Below are 22,345 nucleotides of genomic sequence, written 5' to 3' on the forward strand. Positions count from 1 at the left end.
TGCAGTTTTCGTCGCTATTATCCGTAGATTGCGTATCCGTAGATTGCGACGAGAACTGCACGCCGGACACCGACCGAAGCTATGGAGTGAGCCACAATTCGTCCGGTAGTGCCGATCCGAGTGCATACATCTGCACTCCGTGCAGATCCTGGCTACTGATCACCGACGGCGCCGACCGGATGTACCAGATTCCGGGTTCGAGCTCGGCGAGTCGTTCCTGCACCGTTCGGTATGCGGCCACACGTTCCTCGCCCGTGGTGCCCGTACGTCCGGCGTCGAGCGCGGCGTCCAGCGCGGGGTCCGAAATTCCGGTGTGATTCCCCGACGAGGTGGAATGGAAAGCGTTCCACAAGGTGGTGTCGGGTTCGGGGCTGTCGGCGGCCCAGATGATCATGTCGAAATCACGGGCTGCAGTGCGCGGCATGTATCCCGCGATGTCGAGCACCTCCACCTCGACCTCGACGTTGTCGTAGGCGGCGAGTTGCGCCTGCAGACTCTCGGCCACGGATCTGATCTCCACGAGAGAAGTTGCGGTGAAAGTGAATTCGACAGGTTTCCCCTCCGCGGCCAATTCGTCGAAGAGTTGCTGCGCCCGCTCCGGATCCTCCTGGCGGAGGGGAATATCCGCGTGGAACGGTGAGGACTCCGGGAACAGCGTATCGGGAACCTGGCCGTGCCCCTCGAACACCGCGCTGTTGATGTCGTCGAGATTCACTGCCGCGCTCACCGCCTCCCGGGCTCGGGGGTCGTCGAACGGGGCACGTCGAGTGTTCATGACCAGGTACTGCCCGCCGCCGACGGGTACGGCGTCGGTGGCCAACCCTGCCTGCTCGGCCTTCGCCAGCGCTGCCCAGCTGGATTCGGACGCCAGATCGGCGCCACCGCTGACCATCATGTTGACACGCTGGTTCGCGTCACTGACGGCGCGGAGTTCGATGGCGTCGAGGTACGGACGGGGCGCATCCCAGTAGCCGGGGTTGCGTTCGAGTTTCATGCGGTCCTGGCGTGTCCACTCCGTCAGTGTGAATGGGCCCGCGCCGACGGGATCTGCGTTGAAGGCGTCGGTTCCCTCGGCCAGCGCGGACGGGGAGGCTATCCAGTTGAGCCCGCTCGATGTGATCGAGTTCCCGAACTTCGGGTTGGGTGCAACGAGAGTGATCTTCAATGTTGCATTGTCGATGACCTCGGTCCCTGCGATCTGTGACGCCAGTGTCAGCGAACCGGATCCGAGCGACGGATCGAGAATGCGATCCCAGTTGAACTTCACTGCTTCGGCGTCGAGCGGTGTTCCGTCGGTGAAGGCGAGATCCGGCCGCAGGGTGAGGAGGAAGGTGGCGCCGCCGTCGGACGTGACGAAATCTTCGGCCATCCGATGTTCGAGTTCGAGCGTGTGCGGGTCGTCGATCATCAGCGTCCCGTAGAGCGCATTGCCCAGCAGGCCTTGGCCGACCCAGTTGTTGGCGAGGGTCGCCGGGTCGAGCGACACTGGTTCGCGCACCTGGATGATACGGGCGACGCCGCCAGGAACCGGTTCACCGTCGGACCCCGCAGACGCGCTGGAGCCGCCGTCTGCTCCGCACGCCGTCAGGAGCAGCGCTGCCGCGCAGATGGAGACGAGCGCGGTGACCGGGTTTCTATGCCGAACAACCCATTCGAGCATGAATGTACCTATCCTTCAGGTAGCGGTGATGTGGTGCGTCGTTATCCCGTGACCCACATTTCCGCAGGAAGCGGGGAGCCGAGTGAGTACATGCGGATGCCGTGGATATTGTCGGTGGTCATGACGGCCGGCGCCGCGCGTGTGTACCAGACGCCGGGAGCAACCTCGTGGAGTCGTTTCTGCACGATCTCGTAGGCTGCGTCGCGTTCCTCGGGTGTGGTGCCCACGCGGCCCGCATCGAGAGCAGCGTCGAGTTCGGGATCGGAGATACCGGTGACGTTGCCCATCGACCGTGAATGGAAGGCATTCCACAAGGTGGAGTCCGGCTCTTGGACATTCGCCGACGAGATCATCATGTCGTAGTCGCGGGCGATGTTGCGCGGAATGAATGCGGCGAAATCGACGATCTCGACGTCCATGTTCACATTGTCGTACGCGGCAAGTTGCGCCTGACTGACTTCCGCGGTCGCCTTGGTCTCCGGCAACGTTGTTGCAAGGAACGAGAACTCGACGGGCTTTCCTTCCGCGGCGAGCTCGTCGAACAGGCGCTGGGCCTCCTCGGAGTTGTACTCGGCCAACGCTATGTCCTTGTAGAACGGTGAAGACTCGGGGAACAGGGTCTCCGGGATGTCGCCGGTGCCTTCGAAAGCGGCCGCGTTGATGTCGTCGAGATTCAATGCCATCGAGACGGCGCGACGCGCGCGGGGGTCGTCGAACGGGGCGCGGCGGGTGTTCATCGCGAAGTACTGCCCGCCGCCGACGGGTGCGAGTTCGGTGCCCAGCCCGGCATCCTCAGCTCTGGCCAATGCTGTCCAGCTGGTTTCCGAGGCGAGATCGGCCCCGCCTGATGCGAGCATGTTGACCCGTTGGGTGCCGTCGGCGACGCTCAGGAGGGTGATGTTGTCGAGATAGGGCCGAGGTGCGTCCCAGTAGCCGGGGTTGCGTGTGAGCTCCATGCGATCCTGGCGACGCCAGTCCGTGAGGCTGAACGGCCCCGCTCCGACCGGAGAGTTGTTGAAGGCGTCCTTGCCCATCTCCAGGGCAGTGGGGGAGGCGATCCAGTTCAGCGTGCTGTTGGTGATCGAGTAGGCGAACATCGGGTTCGGATTGGCCATGACGACCTTCAGGGTGGTGTCGTCGACTACCTCCGTCGCGGAGATCTGGGAGGCCTGGGGGAGAGAGCTCGACCCCGTGTCGGGGTCGGCGATACGCGACCAATTGAGGTGTACTGCTTGAGCATCGAGGGGTGTTCCGTCGGTGAAAGTCAGGCCGGGTCGCAGCTCGAGCGTGAACGTATTGCCGCCGTCGGTGGTCGAGAAGCCGGTCGCCATCCGGTATTCGATCTCGAGGGTTTCGGGATTGTCGATCATCAGCGTTCCGTAGAGCGCGTTTCCGAGGAGGCTCTGGCCGACCCAGTTGTTGCTCAATGCAGCCGGGTCGAGCGATACCGGTTCGCGAACCTGGATCATGGTGGCCGAACCACCGGAGACGGGATCACCGACCGGTTCGTCCGAGTCGCCGCCGGAGTTGGGCGCGCCGCATGCCCCCACGAGAAGTAACACCGAACATGCCGCAACGACGGTGGTCAGAGTGCGCCGGATCATCGATCTCCCTCATTGTGGGGTGTGTCACAAGTCCTGAGGAGAGAAGTTAGCAAGATCGAGCGAGATATAGAAGACCATCTCCTGAAATAGGCAGACTGGGTACGATCGCCCACATGGCGGACGCGTCCCGTCGTCCGGGCAGACCGCGCGACACCAGCATCGACGAACGGGCACTCGTCGCCGCGCGCGAACTGCTCGCCGAGCAAGGATTCGAAGCGACGACAATCCAGGCCGTGGCGGTGCGGTCGGGTGTGCACGCGTCGGCGATCTATCGAAGGTGGTCATCCCGGATCGAGCTGATCGAGGACGCCGCCTTCCCCATGGAAAGTCCGTTGAAGGTAAGCCCCACCGGAGACCTCCGAGAGGATCTGCGCCGCTTCATCCGCGCGTACACAGACACGTTCAGCGATCCGGCGACCCGTGCGGCGGCGGGGCCTCTGCTGGCGCATCGCCGGTCCGACGCCGGCCACGGCGCCGCCTACCAGCGGGTGTCGGTGCGGCCACAGTTCTTCGCAATCCTGGAATCGGCACCACCGGGCACCGTCGATCCGACGCTCGACCCCAACGATGTGTTCGACATGCTCCTCGGAGCCGTATGGACGCGCATCGTCGTGCCGATCACGGACTCCCGACCCGACCCGGTCGAGCGGACGGTGGAGATGATCGTGCGAATGCTGCGACCCGTGAACGACGAGAAGTAAGCAGGGTGAATGTAAAGCTCGCAGCCCCAGTGGATGATCACCGGGGCTGCGAGCACTACATCAGGGCTGCGAGGTTCGTCAGACGCGTCCGGATTCCCGCAGGGCTCCGAGCGCATCGATACGAGCAACCGCATCGGTCATGATCCGGTCGATCAACTCTGCACAGCTCGGCAGGTCGTCGACCATGCCCACGACCTGACCCGAGGCGAGCACACCGGCTTCGGTATTGCCTTCGACGAGACCGGCTTTGAGCAGCATGGGGGTATTGGCGGCCATGATGATCTGCTGCCAGGTACGGTCGCTCGCCTTCTTCATGGCGAGTCCGTCCTTGACCAGCGTGGACCACTTCATGCCGGTCATCGACTTGAACTTCGTCGCGTTCCGTGCCGCTGCGACGAGCCCCTTGGCGTAGCTGGACTTCTCGAGGCTGTTCACCAGTTCGGTGTTGAGGACGCGGTGTGGCATTCCGTCGACCTTGAGGGACACGGTGGTGTCCTGCAGACCGCGAGCGAGATACTGCTGCTTGACCGAATCCGGCACGGCGCTGTCGCTGGTGAGTAAGAACCTCGTGCCCATCGCGACACCGGCCGCACCGTACGTCAGTGCTGCGGCGAGACCGCGACCGTCGAAGAAACCGCCCGCAGCGATGACCGGGATGTCGACGGCGTCGAGCACGCTGGGCAGCAGCAACGTGGTGGCGACGGGCCCGGTGTGACCACCGCCCTCACCGCCCTGCACGATCACCGCATCCGCACCCCACGACGCGACCTTCACCGCATGCTTGGCTGCGCCGATCGACGGGACCACGACGATGCCGTGATCCTTGAGCTTTGCGATGAGTTCCTTCTTGGGAGCCAGCGCGAACGACGCAACCTTGACGTTCTCGCGGATCAACAGGTCGATACGTTCTCCCGCGTCCGACGCATCGGCACGCATGTTCACACCGAACGGCTTGTCGGTGAGCGACTTCGTCTTCGCCACTGCCGCTTCGAGTTCGGGGTAGGTCATCGTCGCCGAGGCGAGGATTCCCAGACCGCCCGCATTCGACGTCGCTGCGGTCAGACGCGGACCCGACACCCACCCCATGCCCGTCTGGACGATGGGGTGCTCGATGCCGACGAGTTCGGTCAGCGGAGTACGCAGCAGGGCTTTTCCGCCACCGGAAGTCACAGCGAGACCTCGCGATCGCGCAGGCTCTTCGGGTCGATGACCTCGCGGATCAGTCGCAGTTCTTCGGCGGTCGGCTCGCGGGTGACGCCTGCCTCGGCGAGGCCGGCGACCTCGAACGACGTGTTCGCGGCGACGGTCTCCGCGTCGACGCCCGGATGCAGTGTGACGGCGCGGAACGAGTGGTCCGGCCCACCGAAGTCGAACACACCGAGGTTGGTGACCACGCGGGGGATCTCGAGGAAACGGAACGCGGGGTTCTCGGGGTCGATCTTGTCGTAGCCCACGCCACACACGATGTCGACCTTGTGGGTGAAGACGCGGGTCGAGTGCTTGCCCACCCAGTAGCTGGTGGCGTGGTTGATGGTGTTACCCGGGGCGCCGCGCACACCGAACATCTGTCGCGTCGGTTTTTGCAGGTCGTCGCCGAAGGCGGAGAGGTTCTGGTTGCCGTGCCGGTCGATCTGGTTGGCGCCCATCACCACGTGCCTGCGTCCGGATGCGACGACGTCGAACACCTTGCGGAACGGCATCCACCCCTCGACCGGGGCCTTCGCGCCGAGCGCGGGCACCTCGGCAAGGATCAGTGCCTCGCCGTCGGTGATCACCAGGTCGGGTTCGGTGGTGAGCTTGGCCAGACGCGCGCCGATCTGCGGGAGCGTCGCCATCGGGCTGGCGACGATTTCGCCTGCACCGGAAAAGATCTCGGCGCATGCGATTGCGCAGTACTCGGCGCGGGTCACAGTGTCGGTGGTGGTCATGCCTGCTCCTCTGCGAACTTCTTGACGGCGGCCTGGTAGTCCTCTTCGGATCCGGAGAGGAACCGGTCGACGAAGGCCTGCCACGACTCGGGGGTCTTGGCGGCCTCGGCGTAGTGACGCTGGAACTTCTCGTCGCGACCGTACGAGTCGCCTGCGAGCGTGAAGTGGGCACCGTTCGGTGCTTCGACGACACCGTCGACCATCAGACGGCTCAGCAACAGCTGCTGCAGCGGAACTTCCTTGACCAGTTGCTCGGTTTCGACGATCTTCTCCACGGAGACGTATCGTTTCTCGGCGGCCATGCAGTAGAGATCGTCGAAGTACGGGTCGACGCCCTGGTAGCCGGCGTTGCCGTGCTTGTCGCCGATGTTGAGGTGCACGAAAGAAGCGTCGAGGTTCAGCGCGGGCATTGCGATCAGGGTCTCGCGCTTCCCGGATTCGTCGGCGTAGGGGGAGGTGACGGTCTGCAGTTCGTCGCCCCAGAAGCTCTGCACGTCGGAGCCGAGGCCTGCGCGGATCGGTAGGAACGGCAGGCGCGCGGCGGCCGCTTCGAGGCCGCACTTGACCATGCCCTCATCCATTTCGCGGGCGACGAGATCACCGGAGGTGCGGGCCTTGGCGAACCACGGGTCGTAGAACGGCGCCGAGTCGAGCGACACGAAGCCGTAGTACGCCTTCTTGACCTTGCCCGCAGAGCACAGCAGCCCCAGGTCGGGACCACCGTAGGTCACGACGGTCAGGTCTTTGAGGTCCGAACGCGCAATTGCGCGGACGAATGCCATGGGCTTGCGGCGTGATCCCCAGCCGCCCAGGCCGATGGTCATTCCGCTGCGCAGTTCGCCGACAGCCTCGTCGAGCGACATCCTCTTGTCACGCATGAGTGTTCAAGCTCCTTCTCGTACTGCTCAGTTCCTGGACCGCCCAGTTCTCTGTACGGCTCAGTTCTCTGTACGGCTCAGTGGTTGCTTCGGGGCTTGCCCGTGGCGACGAACTCGTCGCGGTGCTCGTCGGCGACACCGGCGAGGTTCAGTTCGAAGGTGAAGCCCTGTTCGATGCGGTAGGCGGTCTTCACGTCGACCGGGTCGATCCGGTTGATGGCTTCCTTGGCGCGGCGAATGACGCGCGTGTCCTTGGCGGCGATCATCCCGGCGACTTCGCGTGCGGCGGCGTCGAGTTCGTCGCGCGGCACCACCTTGTAGACAGACCCGAAATGCTCGAGTTGCTGGGCAGTGACGTTCTGCGCGGTGTAATACAGGGTGCGCATCAGGTGCTGGGGGACGAGGCGTGCGAGGTGGGTTGCAGCTCCGAGCGCGCCGCGGTCGACCTCGGGAAGGCCGAATACGGCGTCGTCGGAAGCGACGATCACATCGGCGTTGCCTACAAGCCCGATGCCCCCTCCGACGCAGAAGCCGTTGACCGCGACGACGACGGGGACCTCGCAGTCGTAGACCGCGGCGAATGCGGCGGCGCAGCCATGATTGGCGGCGATGAGAGCATCGAAGCCTTCGGTGGCCTGCATTTCCTTGATGTCGACGCCGGCGTTGAAGCCGCGGCCCTCGGCGCGCAGGACGACGACGTGCGTGCTCATGTCCTTGCCTGCGGCCACGATGGCGTCGGCCAGCTCGAACCATGCGGCGGAGGGGAGAGCGTTCACGGGCGGGAAGTCGACGGTGACCGTGGTGATCCCTGCGCCGTCGGAGGTGGAGGTGATGCCCATGGCATTTTCCTAACGTCGGTACCGAACCAAGCGATTGCTTGGTAAGTTAGCACATGCCTGTTCCAGGGCACAGTGACTCGGGGTCGCGCCTCAGTACCCGGGCAGGTCGTCGCCGGGAAAGCGGCGTCGAACGATCTTGCCGGTGGTATTGCGAGGCAGCAGATTCCGGGTGAGCCGCCAGCGGGTCGGCACTTTGAAGTAGGCAAGATGATCGGCAATGTAGGCCGTCAGTTCTTCCTTGGTCGCGTCCGAACCAGGGTTCAGAACGACAACCGCGCACACTTCCTGACCCCACTCGGGATGGGACAGGCCACTGACCAGGCATTCACGGACCGCAGGATGGTCGCCGAGGACTCGCTCGACCTCCGACGGGTAGATCGATTCGCCGTTCTGTTCGATGAGGTCGGCCCGCCGGCCCAGGAGCCGTAGCCGACCACCCTCGACGACGCCGTAGTCACCCGTCCGCAGCCAGCGGTCGGCGGTGATCGTCTGCGCGGTGGCCTCGGCGTCGTCCCAGTACCCGAGCATCACGAACGGGCTGCGCACGCACACCTCGCCGGGTTGACCGTCGGGAAGCCATCCTCCGTGCTGGTCACGGATCTCGAGGCTCACCGTGATCACCGGCTCGCCGACAGTGCCCGGATACTTGTCGAGTGATGCGGCGGTTGCGGCCGTGATCGAGGTACTGCATTCGGTGATCGTGTAACTGTCGACGAGGGCATGACTGCCGAAGGGCAATCGCTCGCGGATCCGTTGCTTGAACTCGGGGGTCGTCGGTTCCGAGGACAACGTGAACCCGATCAGTGAGGTGAGGTCGTACTGGTCGAGATCTTCTGTTTCGAGCATCCGCGCCGCCATCGACGGAACGGCATTCCAGTGGGTGACCTCTTCGCTTTCGATCAGTTCCAGCACGGGTCGGATTCCGAGCCAGCCCTGGTTCATGACGACGGTGCTGCCGGTCGCGAGGCGGGGCACAACGGTGTTGTGCAGGCTGGTGATGTGGCACAGGGAGGAGGTGAGCAGGTGGCGGGTATCCGAGGGGACACCGTGCGCATACTGCCCACCGGTCCAGGCGGCGGTAATGGCATCGGAATAACGGTGATAATCGGCCACCGCCAGCAGATTCCGCTGCGAGTGCAACGCCCCCTTCGGTTCGCCACTCGTGCCGGAGGTGTACAGGAGTACAGCGGGGTCGTCCTCGTCCACTCTCGGCGGGGGTGGTTGCGCGCCGGCGAACTCTGCGATCAAGCGCGGCAGATCCTCCTCGATCGTGAGCACGATCGTGTCGGTCACGCCCATGGCGGCCGTGGTTTCGGCTCGCTGCTCATCCACGATCACCACCCGGGGGCGCGAGCACCTGATCCCGAATTCGATCTCGGGCCGCACCCACCACGCGTTGAGTCCCACGGTGATCGCCCCCAGCGCCTGCGTCGCCCAGAAAGCAGTGACCCATTCGGGCCGATTCGCCGACAGGATCGCGACTCGGTCGCCGACCGAAACTCCGTAACGTTCGCGCAGCGCCGCGGCGAGCGCGTAGGCCTCGCGCGCATGCTCGGCAAATGTGATTCGGCGCTCCGACGTTACGAGATACTCTCGGTCCCCCCACACGAGCGACTGCGACAGCAGGTCGGCGACGGCCCGGCCACGGTTCTTCATCACCGGCATCTCGGTGCCCAGTACCTCGTCCATGACGATTTCGAAGGCGCCACCTCGACCGGTGAGACGAGAAATGAGCTGGTCCAGGAACGGCCGCGGATCCGACGGGACGGTCACAAGAGCTCTCCCCTCCTCGACGGCGCTTGTGTGTCGCGAAAGGCTCTCATGCTCCCGACCACGACCTTCGAATGTACCGGTGAGTGAGATCCCGGGCAGGAGCGGTCGGGGACCCACTTAGCCTGCTCACAGTGGAGAAAGGACCGACCACAATATGACCGTCACCGAAGAATCGTCGACCGCTCGCTGGCGCGGCGTAGAACTGGGTACACGCACCGTCCGCTACGACGAGAGCGACGCGATCCTGTATGCCCTCGCGGTGGGCGCGCCCGCCACGGATCTCGACCTCGTGTTCGAGGATCGGCTCAGGGTACTCCCGACGTTCGCCCTCACACTCGCACAGTGGGCACCCGACGAACTCGGTGCTCGCGGCGGGTTCGATACCCGCACCGCCGTGCACGGCGCGCAGTACCTCGAGGTTCGCGCGCCGCTTCCACGCTCGGGTGAGCTCACGTTGTCGGCCAAGGTCGGCGAAGTGTGGGACAAGGGCCGCGCGGCGGTATTCGAGGTACTTGTCGAATCGGAGTTCTTCGTCGCAACGTGGTCGCTGTTCGCGCCGGGCGCGGGCGGCTTCGGTGGCGAACGCGGACCGTCGGCAGCGCCGGCGCCCGAAGGTGCACCGGACCGGACGGCCACTCTGGCCACCCGTGAGGACCAGGCTGCGCTGTACCGATTGACCGGCGACCGGCACCACATCCATATCGATCCCGAGGCGGCTGCACACATCGGGCAGCCTCGCCCGATCATGCACGGGCTGTGCACGCTCGCTGCATCGACGATCCCGTTGGCACGCGCGGTCGGCGCGCATCCGGCGGACCTGACGTCGTTGTCCGGACGCTTTGCTGCACCCGCGTTCCCCGGCGACGATCACGAGCTCCGCATCTGGGGCGAGAGCACCGACCTGCAATTCGACGTCCGTGCAGGCGACAACGCCGTGGTATCGGGTGGGCGTGCGACGTTCGCCTGACCGCATTCGCACACGGCCGGAATCTTCTGGAGGAAAAAGTTGGACACGTTCGCCGAAGTAGTGCGTTCCCGCAAGGGTGACGACAAGATCGGTCTCCGGTTCGAGGACCGGCAATGGACCTGGGATCAGGTGATTCAGGAGAGCGCCGAGCGTGCGGCCGCGCTCGCCGCCGCTGTCGGTGAACCCGCGGGTCGTGGTCGGCATGTCGGCGTGTTGCTCGAGAACGTGCCGGACTTCGTGTTCTGGATCGGCGCCGGTGCGCTCGCCGGAGCCGTGGTCGTGGGTCTCAACGCGAGCCGTAGCGGACCGGAGATCGCCGACGACATCCGTCAGGCCGACGTGGACTTCGTCGTCACCGAAGCGCGCCTTGCGCACCTGGTGAACGGTACCGACCACGGCCTGTCCGCAGACCGGATTCTCGACATCGACTCGCCCGACTACCTGCGTTTTCTCGAACCGCATCGTGGTGCCGACCTGCCCGACACCGTCCCCGCACCCGACGACATCGCCCTCCTGTTGTTCAGCTCCGGGTCGACGGGCAGGCCGAAGGCTGTCATCGTCACGCAGGGCAGGCTCGGGCGCCTCCTCGACGCCCTGGTCGAGCGCACCCGGATGCGCCGGGATTCGGTGGCGTATCTGTGTATGCCGCTGTTCCACGGCAATGCGGTGATGCTGAACCTCGGCACTGCGATGCGCGTCGGAGCGACCGTCGGTCTCATCCGGAAGTTCTCTGCCAGCAAGTTCTCCGACGATATCCACCGTTACGGTGCGACCTTCGTCAACTATGTCGGACGCGCGCTGTCGTACGTGCTGAACAAAGCGGAAGACCCGCGTGACCGCAACGGGACACTCGAGGTGGCCTTCGGTACCGAAGCGTCCGAGGTGGACATTGCCCGGTTCACCGAGCGATTCGGGTGCACTGTGATCGAGGGCTACGGCTCTAGCGAGGGCGTCCTCAGGATCAACCGCACCCCCGGCTCCCCGGCCGGGTCGATCGGTACTGCGGCGAATGGAGCCGATGCACGGGTCATCAACGAGGAGACAGGCGAGGAATGTCCCCCCGCGCAGTTCGATGAGGCCGGCCGGCTGCTCAACTCCGAAGCGGTCGGACAGATCGTCGCGATCGGCGGCGCGGCCGCATTCGAGGGCTATTACAAGAATCCGGGTGCCACCTCCGAGCGGGTGAAGGGTGACGACTTCTGGACCGGTGACCTCGCATATCGCGACGCCGACGGGTTCTTCTATTTCGCCGGTCGCGCATCGGATTGGCTGCGCGTGGACAGCGAGAACTTCTCGGCCGCACCGGTCGAGCGCATCCTGGTCCGGATCCCCGGGATCCTGTCGGCTCCGGTGTTCGCGGTACCGGACCCGGCGACGGGCGACCAGGTGATGTGTGCAGTCGAGCTCGACGCAGGCGCGGCGTTCGATCCTCAGGTTTTCGGGCAGACGCTCGCCGAGCAGCCCGACATGGGCGACAAGTGGTGGCCGCGCTTCGTGCGCGTGACAGATCACCTCCCGCTCACCGGCAGTAACAAGATCGACAAGGCACCGCTGCGGGCCGCCGCATGGAACACCGCCGACCCGGTGTATGTCCGGGTGGGGCGCACTCGCGAATACGTGCTGCTCGACGACGCGGGGCGCACACAGATCGAACGCGACTTCACCGAGCAGGGCAGGGCGGCTCTGCTTCCGGCACCGTTCGTCTCCGCCTAGCCGTGGCAGGGAGAGACGGTCTCACCGAGCGGGACCTGCAGCTCGGCGGTGACCTCGCTCACCTACCGTGACGTTCATACAGCCCCACCAGGACTTGTCTCACAGCCTGTGACGAGTCCGCGCCGCGAACGGAACACTCTGTTCCGCTCACTCGATCACTACTTCCGAAAGGACGGACGACCGTGAGCCTGGATACTTCCGGTAACACCGAAATCCGCGAAATCGTCGTCGGTTCCGCTCCCACCCGCTTCGCCCGCGGGTGGCACTGCCTCGGACTGGCGGAATCCTTCAAGGACGGCAAGCCACATTCCATCGAGGCGTTCGGCACGAAACTCGTTGCTTGGGCCGATTCCAACGGAGAGCTGAAGGTCCTCGACGGATACTGCCGTCACATGGGCGGCGACCTGTCGCAGGGCACCGTCAAGGGCGACAACATCGCCTGCCCCTTCCACGACTGGCGGTGGGGTGGAAACGGTCGTTGCAAGGACATTCCGTATGCCCGTCGTGTTCCTCCGATCGCCAAGACCCGCGCGTGGACCACACTCGAACAGGACGGTCTGTTCTTCGTCTGGCACGACCCCGAGGGCAACCCGCCGCCTGCGGACGTCACGATTCCCCGGATCGAAGGCGCGACCAGCGACGAGTGGACCGACTGGATCTGGTACACCACCGAGGTCGATACCAACTGCCGCGAGATCATCGACAACATCGTCGACATGGCGCATTTCTTCTACGTGCACTACTCGTTCCCGACGTTCTTCAAGAACATCTTCGAAGGCCACGTCGCGACGCAGGTCATGAGGGGTCAGGCCCGGCCGGACATGCGTCCGAACACCGAGGGACAGCCGAAGATGCTCGGCAGCCACTCGGAGGCGTCGTACTTCGGTCCGTCGTTCATGATCGACGATCTGAAGTACGAGTACGAGGGCTACGACATCGAATCGGTGCTCCTCAACTGCCACTACCCGGTCTCCGCAGACAAGTTCGTGCTCATGTACGGGATGATCGTCAAGAAGTCGGATCGTCTCGAAGGTGATGCCGCCCTGAAGACGGCGCAGCAGTTCGGCACCTTCATCGCGCGTGGGTTCGAGCAGGATGTCGAGATCTGGAAGAACAAGACCCGGATCGAGAATCCGCTGCTGTGCGAGGAAGACGGCCCGGTTTACCAGCTGCGACGCTGGTACGAGCAGTTCTACGTCGATGCCGCCGAGGTGAAGCCGGAGATGACCGACCGTTTCGAGTTCGAGATGGACACCACCCGCCCGGTCGCAGCCTGGATGAAGGAAGTCGAAGCCAACATGGCAGCGAGGACGGCGGGTGCTGACGGCCGGACCGAACCCGCAGGCGCAGAGAAGACCGATGCAGCCCCTTCGGTGTAACGACTGCATGGCGCAGGTGCTGGTGAAGAAGAACAGCTGGGAACACACCGAGATCCAGTGGGACCAGCGGGCGCGTGAGCAGTGCCGCGAGTCCGGGGCCGGGGCGGATACGTCCCGGCGCCCTGGCGCGCCACGACCGACGTGCCCGTCGATGCTTGCCGCCATTACCCGCGCTGCCGCGGAGGGGCTGATCGATGTGGTCGACGACGCGCCGGTTCCGGCCCCGATTCTCCACTAGTCATTGCCGCCGGATGACCGGTACCACAACACTTCTCGAAGGATTCTGATGACCGAAACCCAATCGATCGACCGCGCTCGGTACGGACAGTGGGCGGTGATCGCCGGTGGCTCCGAGGGTGTCGGCGCGGCTTTCGCCGACGAACTCGCCCGTGCCGGGTTCGACCTGCTGCTCATTGCACGCAAGCCGGAACCACTCGAAGAGACCGCCGCGAAGGTGCGTGCGCACGGCGTGGAGGTGCGCACGCTGTCCCTCGATCTGCTCGCGGCCGACGCCGTCGACACGATCCGGTCGGCGACTGCCGACCTCGAGGTGGGCCTGTTCATCTTCAATGCCGGCGCCAACAGCTACGGCCACGAGTTCGTCACCGGCGACCTCGACGGCTTCCGCGGCGTGATCGAGCTGAACGTGCATCGGCAGATCGAGCTGTCGCAGTTGTTCGGTGCGCGCATGAAGGAGATGGGCCGCGGTGGAATCATGCTGCTCGGCTCCCTGGCCGGCTACATGGGCTCGGAACACCAGAGCATCTACGCGGCGTCGAAGGCATTCAGCCGGGTCTTCGCGGAAAGCCTGTGGCTCGAACTCGAACCGTACAACGTGCACGTGCTCGAGCTCATCCTCGGCGTCACCCGTACGCCCGCCATGGAGCGCGCGGGCCTGAACTTCGATATCCCGGGCATGTTGGTGGCGGAGCCGGAGGACGTGGCCCGCGAGGGTCTCGAGCATCTGGCAGACGGGCCGGTGTGGGTTGCGGGCGGCAACTACGATGCGGCTGTCAAGCGCAGCGGTTTCCCGCGCGACAAGATGGTCCTCGGTGCCGCGAAGGCGATGCGGGCACTGCTGAACCGCTGATACACGACGAACGGAAAGGCCGGCGAGGTGAACACCTCGCCGGCCTTTCCCGTTGGTTCTGAGATTGGTTCGATCAGAACTCGATTTCGATGCGATCGCTGATCGGACGGGCCTGGCACGCGAGTACGTACCCGCTGGCGACGTCCTCGTCGTCGAGGATCGCGGATTCGGGCATGTCGACCTTGCCGGACACGACCGTGCATGCGCACGAACCGCATTCGCCCTCGCGGCACGAGTAGGGCACGTCGAGGCCCTTGGAGAGCATGACGTCGACGAGGGTTGCGGACCGCGGCCAGGACAGTTCGTGATCGTCGCCGTCGAGACTCACCTGCACAGATGAAGTCTCCTCGTCGTCCGCTACGTCGATCGGGGCGATCTCGGCGAAGGGATCCCCGGTGAGGGATGTGAACACCTCGGCGTGGATCCGATCCGACGGCAGCCCGGCAGCTTCGAGACCTTCGCGTACCGCGTCCATGAAGGGCTGCGGACCGCACATGTACGCGTGATGCTCGGCGTACGGCGAAAACAGAGTGGTGAGCTGACCCGCGACCGGTCTGCCCTGCACGGTCTCGAGCCAGTGCAGCACGGTGAAGGCACCCGGGTAGCGGATCGCCAGGTCGCGCAGTTCCTGCGCGAAGATGACGGAGTTCTCGTCGCGGTTGGCATAGAACACGACGATGTCGCGGTTGCCTGCCGCGAGCGCCGACTTGAGAATCGACATCACCGGCGTGATTCCGCTGCCCGCTGCGCACAGCAGCAGCTTGTCGTCGAGACTGCTCGGGGTGAACACACCCGCCGGCGGCAGCACCACGAGCTCGTCACCCGAAGAAACGTTGTCGCACAGCCAGTTCGACCCGTAACCGTCGACGGTGCGCTTGACGGTGACCTTGAGCTGTTCGTCGCTGTGCGGTGAGCTCGCGAGTGAGTAGCACCGTGCCACCGAGCCCGTCCGATCGCTCGGGATGCGGAGAGTCAGGAACTGGCCGGGCTTGTAGGTGAAGCGGTCGCTCTGATCTGCGGGGATGTCGAAGACCAGAGAAACCGCGTCGGCGGTCTCCTGTACGACAGCGGCCACGGTGACCGCCACCGCGCGCGTGCTCACCGGCGTCTGAACGGATGTCATCGTGGCTTCCTTAAAATGCGGGAAAAGGTGTATGGATCACGGTAATCGGAACACCGACAACGACGAACGGCCCTCCCGATGGTTGGGACACCAAGCAGGAGAGCCGAAGTCGAGTGAAGGTGATCCGGGTGCGCTCAGGTGAGGGTGCCCTCGTGCACCGATCGGTCGAACTCCGGTAGTGCAGATCCGTCGCGGAGCTTGGTTGCCAGCGCGGGATCGGCGAGATGGAGGCGGCCGATGGCGATGAGGTCGAATTCCTCGCCGGAGAGCCTACGTTCGAGCTCGGGGATGTTGTCGGCGGTGGGAGCAGTCCCCGAGGTTCGGCTTTCGCGCAGACTCGCCCCGAGACCGACACTGCCCACGGCCATCGACAGTGCGCCGGTCAGCTTCTTGGCCCACCCGGCAAGGGACAGATCACTACCCTCGAAGACGGTCGCGTCGAAGCGACGGATGCTTGCGTCGAAGACGTCGACGCCTGCTTCGGCCAGCGCCGAGAGGATGATCTGGAGCTCCTCGGGCGTCTGCGCGATCCGTGCGTGGTAGTCCTGCTGCTTGTGCTGGGAGAAGCGGAAGAAGATCGGTGTGTCGTCGCCGACCGCGTCTCGGACGGACGCCACCACGGCGGCGGGGAATCGGGTGCGCCGTTCGAGGTCGCCGCCCCAGTGGTCGTCGCGCCGGTTGGTGGAGTCCCACAGGAACGAGTCGAGCAGATAGCCGTGGCCGCCGTGCAGGGCAATGCCGTCGAACCCGACCTCCCGGGCGTTACGGGCGGCCTCAGTGTAGGCGGCGATGACGTCGGCGATGTCCTCCTCGGTCATGGCGCGGCACGGTTCACCAGCCCGCGCGACATATTCATCGGAGTAGGAGGTCAGACCGACCTCGCCCCACACGCCGGACGGTCGCATGGGGGTGAGGGCGGGGTCGACTGCGGAGGTCATCGCACCCCAGAGCGGTCCGACATGCCACAGCTGCGGGATGATCCGGCCGCCTTCTGCGTGTACCGCATCGACGACGCGCTGCCAGCCCTCGAGTGCGTCGTCGCCGTGCATGCGGGGCACGCGCGGGTTGTCCACCGCCGTGGGATGCCCGATGGCGGTGCCCTCGGTGATGATCAGCCCGGTACCGCCCGCTGCCCGTCGCCGGTAGTACTCGGCGACGTCGGCCCCGGGTACTCCGCCGGGCGAGTACGAGCGTGTCATCGGTGACATCACGATGCGGTTGGGCAGTTCGAGGGTCCGGATCGACAGGGGGCGGAACAGGGGAGACAGCGTTCGGGTCATCGGTGCGGTGCTCTTTCGTCGGTATCGGGCAGAGATGGCGTGTCGAACGCAGCGCCGATCTCGGGTGCGAGATCGCGCAGCGCATACAACTGGTCGCAGTAGTGCTCGACGCCGGTCGCGGAGATGGCCGCGCCCACGATCGTCGCTCCTGCTCGCCTACGGCGGTCGAGTGCGCGCAGAGTCTGCTCGCGTGAACCGAGCGGATCGAGGGGCCTGCCGGTAGCGAGTACGACCTCGAACCCGGGCGGGAGGTTCGCTTTCGCCAGCATCGTCTCGGTCTGTTCCATGGTGAGTCCGAACGGTAGCCAGCCGTCGCCGAGGGTTGTCGCACGTCGTAGGGATCGGGCTGTGCGCCCGCCGATCCAGAACGGAACGTGCGGCTGGATCGCATGCGGCCGGACCTGGATATCGGCGAAATCGTAGTAGGTGCCGTGGAACTCGGGGGTCGGCGTCGACATGCAGGAGCGCAGGGCGGCGAGTGCTTCGTCGGCGCGTGCGCCGCGGTCGGCGAAGGGCGCTCCGAGGAGGTCGAATTCTGCCTCGAGGCTTCCGACTCCCAGCCCGAGGATGAGCCTGCCGCCGCTGACGGTGTCGAGGGTTCCGTAGCGCTTCGCGATCTCGAGCGGGTGGTGATAGCCGAGGACGAGGACCCTGGTGTTGAGCCGGATCCGTGAGGTGCGCGCGGCGAGGTAGCCGAAGGTTGCGAGAGGGTCCCAGTAGGTGCCGCCGCGTTCGGCTGCGACGTCGGTCGGTACGGCAACATGTTCGCTGCAGGTGAGGTGATGGAATCCGAGGCTGTCCGCTGTTTCCGCGATACGTGCGAGTTCGGCGATGCCGGCATCGCGTTCCCACTCGGCGAGTGTTGCCGGGTGGCCTATCACCACGGGTGATGTGATCCCTATATGCATCCGATCGATCACCTCGAACCGATTTTGGCGCGGCAGCGCGGGGTGGGCAGGTGCTCGTCCTGTTCGACTTTTCTACCGGTCGAACCGGGGTGGTTCGCGTGATCTCCTGCTCAGTGGGATGTATCGGAGTTGCCTTCGGTGAGGCGGATTCGGTGAGTGGACGACGAAGTGCGCAGAACTCTTACTTGTGTTATCGGCACCTGCTGGGTGATACTAGTCACGTCGGCACAAGAATGAATTTCAGTTTTTCTTGTTTGCCCAGGTAGAAGCAAGGTTCGGAGAGGGAGAGACGATGGTCCAGTCCACAGAGATGCAGGCCGTTACAGTGCAGAGCACGACCGTGCAGGACACGTCGGAGTCCAAGCGTGAACTCCCGGCATCGATGGTCGAGCGCATGACTCTGATCCTCGACGCATTCGACGGCGCCGGTTCGCGCCTGACCCTCGAAGAGGTGGCGTGCCGCACCGGACTGCCCCGCTCGACCGTCCACCGCATCCTCGACCAGATGGTCCGCCTCGAATGGGTCGACCACGCCTCGTTCGGCTACTGCCTCGGGCGCCGCGCGAAATCCCTCGGCGCAAGCGACAACGGACACAGCCGCATCCGTGAGGCCGCGGCGCCGCTCCTCCACGAACTCCACCTGCAGACCGGCATGGTCGCGCACCTCGCCGTCCTCGACCGCGGCGACTGCATCTATCTCGACAAGGTCGGCGGCCAGCTCGCCGTCACGCTCACCTCCCGTGTCGGCGGCCGCGTCCCCGCCTACATCACCGCGTGCGGCAAGGCGATACTCGCCGGCCTCGAGCCCGAGCAGGTCGACGCGTTCTACGGCACCCATCTCGTGCGTCGCACCGAACGCACGATCCCCGACCTCGGCACCCTCCATCAGGAACTCGGCCGTATCCGGCAGCGTCACGGACTGGCCTTCGAAACCGGCGAAGCCCAGAACGGCATGGCATGCGTGGGGGCAGCAGTGCGGAGCCCGGCAGGCCCGGTCGCGGGAATCTCCCTGTGCGGACCCGCGCGCCCCGGCCATCTCGAGCGTGTGGCGCCGTTGGTGGCCGACGCTGCCCGCGACATCTCCCGCATCCTCCATCCTGAACTCGGTACCCCGCGCCGCGCCCGTCGCACCGCCGCCGAGCCCGCGCCGTCGTGGTCGCCGCAGGCGATGGAACGCTTGGTCGCCACCCAGGCCGGGCAGTGGATGTAGGCCCGTCCACGGCTCGGATGCAAGCGAAATCGTCTCGTTGACTGGGAGCCCCGGCGCAATGTGAAGGGAATCACTGGAAATGTCGAGGATATGACGACAGAACTGACGCAAGAAGGCACCGCACGCGAACTCACGACCGATCGCGGAGTGCTTCGCTACCACGAAGCCGGAGACGGCCCGCCGCTCCTGCTGCTGCACGGTTCGGGCCCGGGCGTGACGGGATGGCGGAACTACCGCGGTGTCCTCGCCGACTTCGCGGAGCACTACCGTTGCCTCGTCCTCGAATTCCCCGGCTTCGGCGTCAGCGATCCGTGCGAGGGCCACCCGATGGCGATGGCCAAGTTCGCCGTCAAGGACTTCCTCGACGGTCTCGGCCTGTCCGACGTCGCGATCATCGGCAATTCGATGGGTGGCATCGTCGCAACCCAGTTCGCCCTCGCCGAACCCGAGCGAGTGAACAAGCTCGTCACGATCGGCGGCGCCGGACGCTCGGTGTTCGCACCCTCGCCGGGCGAGGGCATCCGGTTGCTCATGGAGTTCACCGACGATCCGACCCGCGAGAAGCTGGTTCGCTGGCTGCGCTCGATGGTCTTCGACCCCGCGATCCTCACCGAGGAACTCATCGAGGAGCGGTGGTCACTGGCCACCGAGCCGAAGACCCTCGAGATCGCCCGTCGCATGTACGGCACCGCGGCATTCACGGCAGGCGCACGCGCCGCTGCCTCCTCGAACGAGACGCCGTACTGGGCTCAGCTCGGCAAGATCAAGGTCCCCACCCTGCTCACCTGGGGGCGCGACGACCGCGTCAGCCCGGTCGACATGGCGATGCTGCCGATGCGCGAACTCGCACACGGTGAACTGCACGTATTCCCGAACTGCGGGCACTGGACCATGATCGAAGCCCGCGAGGCGTGGCTGGCAACTGTCCTCGCCTTCCTGAAGAGGCACGACGCCTGATCCGCCGAACGCCGCGCGGCTCACTGAACTCCCGCTGAGCGGAAAATTCACGCAAGGCGGTCGCGGATCCTCCACGGTAGAGAGCATCGCCAGGTCGAGACGGTAAGCGGCCTGACAACATCCCGCCCGGCAGCCTCCGGGCGTCACATCAGAAAGCTGGAGAGAAAATGGGACAGGTTCTCGACTCCATCTCGCCGTTTGCCGACGAGATCCGTGCCGACGGTGCAGAAGGCGACCAGCTCATGCGCCTGACCGACCGCAGTGCCAAGCGGCTCAGGGACGCAGGCGTCATCCGCATGCTGCAGCCCAAGGAGTTCGGCGGCCTCGAAGCGCACCCGCGCGAGTTCGCCGAGACCGCCATGGCGCTCGGCGCGATGGACGGGGCGACCGGTTGGGTCAGCGGCATCGTCGGTGTGCATCCGTGGGAGATGGCGTTCTTCGATCCCAAGGCTCAGCAGGAGGTCTGGGGCGAGGATCCCGACACCTGGATCGCGTCGCCGTATGCCCCGATGGGTGTGGCCACCCCGGTCGACGGTGGGTACATCCTCAATGGCCGCTGGTCGTTCTCATCGGGTACCGACCACTGCCAGTGGGTGATGATCGGTGCGGCCATCGGCGACAAGGACGGCAACCGCCTCAATCCGCCGCAGGCCCTGCACGTGCTGCTTCCGCGGTCGGATTACGAGATCGACCAGGACAGCTGGAACGTGGTCGGGCTGCGCGGCACGGGCTCGAAGGACCTGATCGTCAAGGATGCGTTCCTGCCCGAGTACCGCACACTGTCCGCGGCGCGTGTCATGGGCGGCGTCGCGTGGAAGGATGCGGGCAGAGACGAGACGCTCTACAAGTTCCCGTTCTCGTGCATCTTCCCCCTCGGCATCACGTCGTCGCTCGTGGGCATCGCGCAGGGCGCGCTCGATTGCTACATCGAGACGCAGCGCGAGCGCGTCACCGTGTCCGGAACCGCGATCAAGCAAGACCCCTACGTGCTCTCTGCACTCGGTGACGCGGCCGCCGAGATTGCGGCGTCGCGCGCGGCGTTGCTCGAGACCGTGGACCGTTTCTGGGACATGACCGAGAAGGGCCACGAGGTCACGTTCGAGCAGCGGGCGATCGGTCGCCGGACCCAGACCGCCGCCGCGTGGCGCGCGGTGCGCGCCGTCGACGAGATCTTCTCCCGCGCAGGTGGCGGCGCTCTCCAGCTGAGCAACCCGTTGCAGCGCTTCTGGCGCGATGCACACGCGGGTCTCAGCCACGCCATCCACGTACCCGGATCCATTTTCCACGCGGCAACCCTCACGCAGCTCGGTGGCGAGCCCGAGGGCGCGATGCGCGGAATGATCTAGAACCTCTTGAATCCCCTACTGCGAAGGAATATTCGGACATGACGGATATCCGGGCCCTGGGCTATCTCAGGATCCAGACCACGGACATCGCTCGGTGGCGCGAGCTCGTCGTCGACGGGCTCGGTATGGCGGTCGGCAACGGACCCGAGGAAGACGGTCTCTATCTGCGGATCGACGAACGTCGGTCGCGGCTGATCGTGCTGCCCGGCGACACCGACAAGGCACTCGCCGTGGGCTGGGAGGTGCGCGACCAGTTCGCCCTGCAGCGTGTGCGTGAGGCTGTCGAGAAGGCCGGCATCGAGGTGCAACTGCTCTCGGAAGACGAGGCGCTCTACCGCGACGCCGAACAGGTCATCGCGTTCGACGATCCGGGGGGAACCCGCGTCGAGGTCTTCTTCGGGCCGGTCCTCGACCACAGCCCGGTCGTGACCCCGCACGGCGGCCGTTTCCACACCGGCGAAGAAGGCCTCGGACACGTTGTCCTGCCGGTCGCGAACTTCGACGCGGAGTACTCCTTCTACACCGAGGTGCTCGGCTTCCTGCCGCGCGGCGCCATCCGCGTCGGCGGACCGGCCGCGAAGCCGCCGTACCGTCGGGTGCGGTTCCTCGGTGTCAACCGTCGTCACCACAGCCTCGCGATGTGCCCGGCACCTCCGAGTGAAGTGCCGGGACTCGTGCACATGATGCTCGAGGTCGACACCCTCGATGCCGTCGGGCAGGCCCTCGACCGCGTTCGGAAGCTCGGCTTCTCGATCTCGTCGACCCTGGGTAGGCACACGAACGACAAGATGGTCTCGTTCTACGTGCGGGCTCCGGGAGGCTGGGACCTCGAGTTCGGCACGGAGGGCATGCTCGTCGACGAAACCTTCTACACCGCAGAGGAAATCACCGCCGACAGCTACTGGGGCCACGACTGGTCCGAATCGGAACCGCTCGCGGCGTTCGCGCCGCCCGAGAAGAACTGATCCGGCAAGAGCCGACGCTGTACC

General features: G+C 65.4%; 20 protein-coding genes. 10 read left to right on the forward strand and 10 right to left on the reverse strand.

Annotation, left to right across the window (positions count from 1 at the left end):
* Positions 1–79: 79 nt before the first annotated feature.
* Positions 80–1,660: an ABC transporter substrate-binding protein gene (locus ACTDXD_RS14160; RefSeq protein WP_440122970.1), complete on the reverse strand. Its 1,581-nt coding sequence runs from the start codon at positions 1,658–1,660 to the stop codon at positions 80–82.
* A 41-nt stretch (positions 1,661–1,701) separates the two neighbouring features.
* Positions 1,702–3,264, reverse strand: a complete 1,563-nt coding sequence (locus tag ACTDXD_RS14165; RefSeq protein ID WP_440122971.1) for an ABC transporter substrate-binding protein — start codon at positions 3,262–3,264, stop codon at positions 1,702–1,704.
* A 113-nt stretch (positions 3,265–3,377) separates the two neighbouring features.
* On the opposite strand from ACTDXD_RS14165, the gene ACTDXD_RS14170 reads away from it, so the two are divergent.
* Entirely contained in the window at positions 3,378–3,965 is a 588-nt protein-coding gene (locus tag ACTDXD_RS14170; RefSeq protein ID WP_440122972.1) for a TetR/AcrR family transcriptional regulator, read from the forward strand.
* Positions 3,966–4,043: 78 nt separating this feature from the next.
* On the opposite strand, the gene ACTDXD_RS14175 is transcribed toward ACTDXD_RS14170, so the two are convergent.
* The 5 genes from ACTDXD_RS14175 to ACTDXD_RS14195 form a co-directional block, all read right to left on the reverse strand.
* Entirely contained in the window at positions 4,044–5,111 is a 1,068-nt protein-coding gene (locus ACTDXD_RS14175) for an NAD(P)H-dependent flavin oxidoreductase (RefSeq protein ID WP_440127649.1), read from the reverse strand.
* Positions 5,112–5,131: 20 nt separating this feature from the next.
* Positions 5,132–5,893, reverse strand: coding sequence for a CoA-transferase subunit beta (locus ACTDXD_RS14180; protein WP_440122973.1), 762 nt, complete (start codon positions 5,891–5,893; stop codon positions 5,132–5,134).
* Entirely contained in the window at positions 5,890–6,771 is an 882-nt protein-coding gene (gene ipdA, locus ACTDXD_RS14185) for a cholesterol ring-cleaving hydrolase subunit IpdA (protein WP_440122974.1), read from the reverse strand. The genes ACTDXD_RS14180 and ipdA overlap by 4 nt, the downstream gene beginning before the upstream one ends.
* Positions 6,772–6,848: 77 nt before the next feature.
* On the reverse strand, positions 6,849–7,610 hold the full coding sequence (gene echA20, locus ACTDXD_RS14190; RefSeq protein ID WP_440122975.1) for a (7aS)-7a-methyl-1,5-dioxo-2,3,5,6,7,7a-hexahydro-1H-indene-carboxyl-CoA hydrolase: 762 nt from the start codon (positions 7,608–7,610) through the stop codon (positions 6,849–6,851).
* A gap of 90 nt (positions 7,611–7,700) precedes the next feature.
* A complete protein-coding gene (locus tag ACTDXD_RS14195) occupies positions 7,701–9,383 on the reverse strand; it encodes a class I adenylate-forming enzyme family protein (protein ID WP_440122976.1) in 1,683 nt (560 codons plus the stop codon).
* Between the two features lie 154 nt (positions 9,384–9,537).
* Between ACTDXD_RS14195 and ACTDXD_RS14200 the strand changes: the two genes are divergently transcribed.
* From ACTDXD_RS14200 to ACTDXD_RS14220, 5 genes are all read left to right on the forward strand, one after another.
* A complete protein-coding gene (locus ACTDXD_RS14200) occupies positions 9,538–10,350 on the forward strand; it encodes a MaoC/PaaZ C-terminal domain-containing protein (RefSeq protein ID WP_440122977.1) in 813 nt (270 codons plus the stop codon).
* 39 nt (positions 10,351–10,389) lie between these two features.
* Positions 10,390–12,063 (forward strand): AMP-binding protein, encoded by a 1,674-nt coding sequence (locus tag ACTDXD_RS14205; RefSeq protein WP_440122978.1) that lies wholly within the window; start codon positions 10,390–10,392, stop codon positions 12,061–12,063.
* A gap of 182 nt (positions 12,064–12,245) precedes the next feature.
* Positions 12,246–13,442 carry a Rieske 2Fe-2S domain-containing protein gene (locus tag ACTDXD_RS14210; RefSeq protein ID WP_440122979.1) on the forward strand — a complete coding sequence of 399 codons (1,197 nt, stop codon included), beginning with the start codon at positions 12,246–12,248 and terminating at the stop codon, positions 13,440–13,442.
* Positions 13,443–13,449: 7 nt separating this feature from the next.
* Positions 13,450–13,680, forward strand: a complete 231-nt coding sequence (locus ACTDXD_RS14215) for a hypothetical protein (RefSeq protein ID WP_440122980.1) — start codon at positions 13,450–13,452, stop codon at positions 13,678–13,680.
* A 48-nt stretch (positions 13,681–13,728) separates the two neighbouring features.
* Complete coding sequence (locus ACTDXD_RS14220) at positions 13,729–14,532, forward strand: SDR family NAD(P)-dependent oxidoreductase (RefSeq protein WP_440122981.1); 804 nt, start codon at positions 13,729–13,731, stop codon at positions 14,530–14,532.
* 73 nt (positions 14,533–14,605) lie between these two features.
* On the opposite strand, the gene ACTDXD_RS14225 is transcribed toward ACTDXD_RS14220, so the two are convergent.
* The 3 genes from ACTDXD_RS14225 to ACTDXD_RS14235 all read right to left on the reverse strand — a co-directional run bounded on the left by ACTDXD_RS14225 (position 14,606) and on the right by ACTDXD_RS14235 (position 17,843).
* The gene (locus ACTDXD_RS14225; protein WP_440122982.1) at positions 14,606–15,655 is read right to left on the reverse strand and encodes a 2Fe-2S iron-sulfur cluster-binding protein; all 1,050 of its coding nucleotides are present in this window, start codon (positions 15,653–15,655) and stop codon (positions 14,606–14,608) included.
* Between the two features lie 134 nt (positions 15,656–15,789).
* Entirely contained in the window at positions 15,790–16,935 is a 1,146-nt protein-coding gene (locus tag ACTDXD_RS14230; RefSeq protein ID WP_440122983.1) for an NADH:flavin oxidoreductase, read from the reverse strand.
* Complete coding sequence (locus ACTDXD_RS14235; RefSeq protein WP_440122984.1) at positions 16,932–17,843, reverse strand: LLM class F420-dependent oxidoreductase; 912 nt, start codon at positions 17,841–17,843, stop codon at positions 16,932–16,934. Before ACTDXD_RS14235 ends, ACTDXD_RS14230 begins: the two co-directional genes overlap by 4 nt.
* 310 nt (positions 17,844–18,153) lie before the next feature.
* On the opposite strand from ACTDXD_RS14235, the gene ACTDXD_RS14240 reads away from it, so the two are divergent.
* The 4 genes from ACTDXD_RS14240 (at position 18,154) to bphC (ending at position 22,321) form a co-directional block, all read left to right on the forward strand.
* A complete protein-coding gene (locus tag ACTDXD_RS14240; RefSeq protein ID WP_440127650.1) occupies positions 18,154–19,053 on the forward strand; it encodes an IclR family transcriptional regulator in 900 nt (299 codons plus the stop codon).
* Positions 19,054–19,143: 90 nt separating this feature from the next.
* Positions 19,144–20,010 carry an alpha/beta fold hydrolase gene (locus ACTDXD_RS14245; protein WP_440122985.1) on the forward strand — a complete coding sequence of 289 codons (867 nt, stop codon included), beginning with the start codon at positions 19,144–19,146 and terminating at the stop codon, positions 20,008–20,010.
* Between the two features lie 167 nt (positions 20,011–20,177).
* Positions 20,178–21,356: an acyl-CoA dehydrogenase family protein gene (locus ACTDXD_RS14250; protein WP_440122986.1), complete on the forward strand. Its 1,179-nt coding sequence runs from the start codon at positions 20,178–20,180 to the stop codon at positions 21,354–21,356.
* A 38-nt stretch (positions 21,357–21,394) separates the two neighbouring features.
* Complete coding sequence (gene bphC, locus ACTDXD_RS14255; RefSeq protein ID WP_440122987.1) at positions 21,395–22,321, forward strand: biphenyl-2,3-diol 1,2-dioxygenase; 927 nt, start codon at positions 21,395–21,397, stop codon at positions 22,319–22,321.
* The last annotated feature ends 24 nt before the right edge of the window (positions 22,322–22,345 follow it).

It is taken from the genome of Rhodococcus sp. SJ-3 (assembly GCF_051918125.1).
Lineage (GTDB): Bacteria > Actinomycetota > Actinomycetes > Mycobacteriales > Mycobacteriaceae > Rhodococcus.

Excerpts from the sequence above, each read along its gene's own strand:
- ACTDXD_RS14160 (WP_440122970.1), bottom strand. The coding sequence starts at position 1,660 with ATGCTCGAATGGGTTGTTCGGCATAGAAACCCGGTCACCGCGCTCGTC.
- ACTDXD_RS14250 (WP_440122986.1), top strand. The coding sequence starts at position 20,178 with ATGGGACAGGTTCTCGACTCCATCTCGCCGTTTGCCGACGAGATCCGT.
- ACTDXD_RS14220 (WP_440122981.1), top strand. The coding sequence starts at position 13,729 with ATGACCGAAACCCAATCGATCGACCGCGCTCGGTACGGACAGTGGGCG.
- ACTDXD_RS14200 (WP_440122977.1), top strand. The coding sequence starts at position 9,538 with ATGACCGTCACCGAAGAATCGTCGACCGCTCGCTGGCGCGGCGTAGAA.
- ACTDXD_RS14235 (WP_440122984.1), bottom strand. The coding sequence starts at position 17,843 with ATGCATATAGGGATCACATCACCCGTGGTGATAGGCCACCCGGCAACA.
- echA20 (WP_440122975.1), bottom strand. The coding sequence starts at position 7,610 with ATGGGCATCACCTCCACCTCCGACGGCGCAGGGATCACCACGGTCACC.
- ipdA (WP_440122974.1), bottom strand. The coding sequence starts at position 6,771 with ATGCGTGACAAGAGGATGTCGCTCGACGAGGCTGTCGGCGAACTGCGC.
- ACTDXD_RS14225 (WP_440122982.1), bottom strand. The coding sequence starts at position 15,655 with ATGACATCCGTTCAGACGCCGGTGAGCACGCGCGCGGTGGCGGTCACC.
- bphC (WP_440122987.1), top strand. The coding sequence starts at position 21,395 with ATGACGGATATCCGGGCCCTGGGCTATCTCAGGATCCAGACCACGGAC.
- ACTDXD_RS14215 (WP_440122980.1), top strand. The coding sequence starts at position 13,450 with ATGGCGCAGGTGCTGGTGAAGAAGAACAGCTGGGAACACACCGAGATC.
- ACTDXD_RS14165 (WP_440122971.1), bottom strand. The coding sequence starts at position 3,264 with ATGATCCGGCGCACTCTGACCACCGTCGTTGCGGCATGTTCGGTGTTA.
- ACTDXD_RS14240 (WP_440127650.1), top strand. The coding sequence starts at position 18,154 with ATGCAGGCCGTTACAGTGCAGAGCACGACCGTGCAGGACACGTCGGAG.
- ACTDXD_RS14170 (WP_440122972.1), top strand. The coding sequence starts at position 3,378 with ATGGCGGACGCGTCCCGTCGTCCGGGCAGACCGCGCGACACCAGCATC.
- ACTDXD_RS14230 (WP_440122983.1), bottom strand. The coding sequence starts at position 16,935 with ATGACCCGAACGCTGTCTCCCCTGTTCCGCCCCCTGTCGATCCGGACC.
- ACTDXD_RS14245 (WP_440122985.1), top strand. The coding sequence starts at position 19,144 with ATGACGACAGAACTGACGCAAGAAGGCACCGCACGCGAACTCACGACC.
- ACTDXD_RS14180 (WP_440122973.1), bottom strand. The coding sequence starts at position 5,893 with ATGACCACCACCGACACTGTGACCCGCGCCGAGTACTGCGCAATCGCA.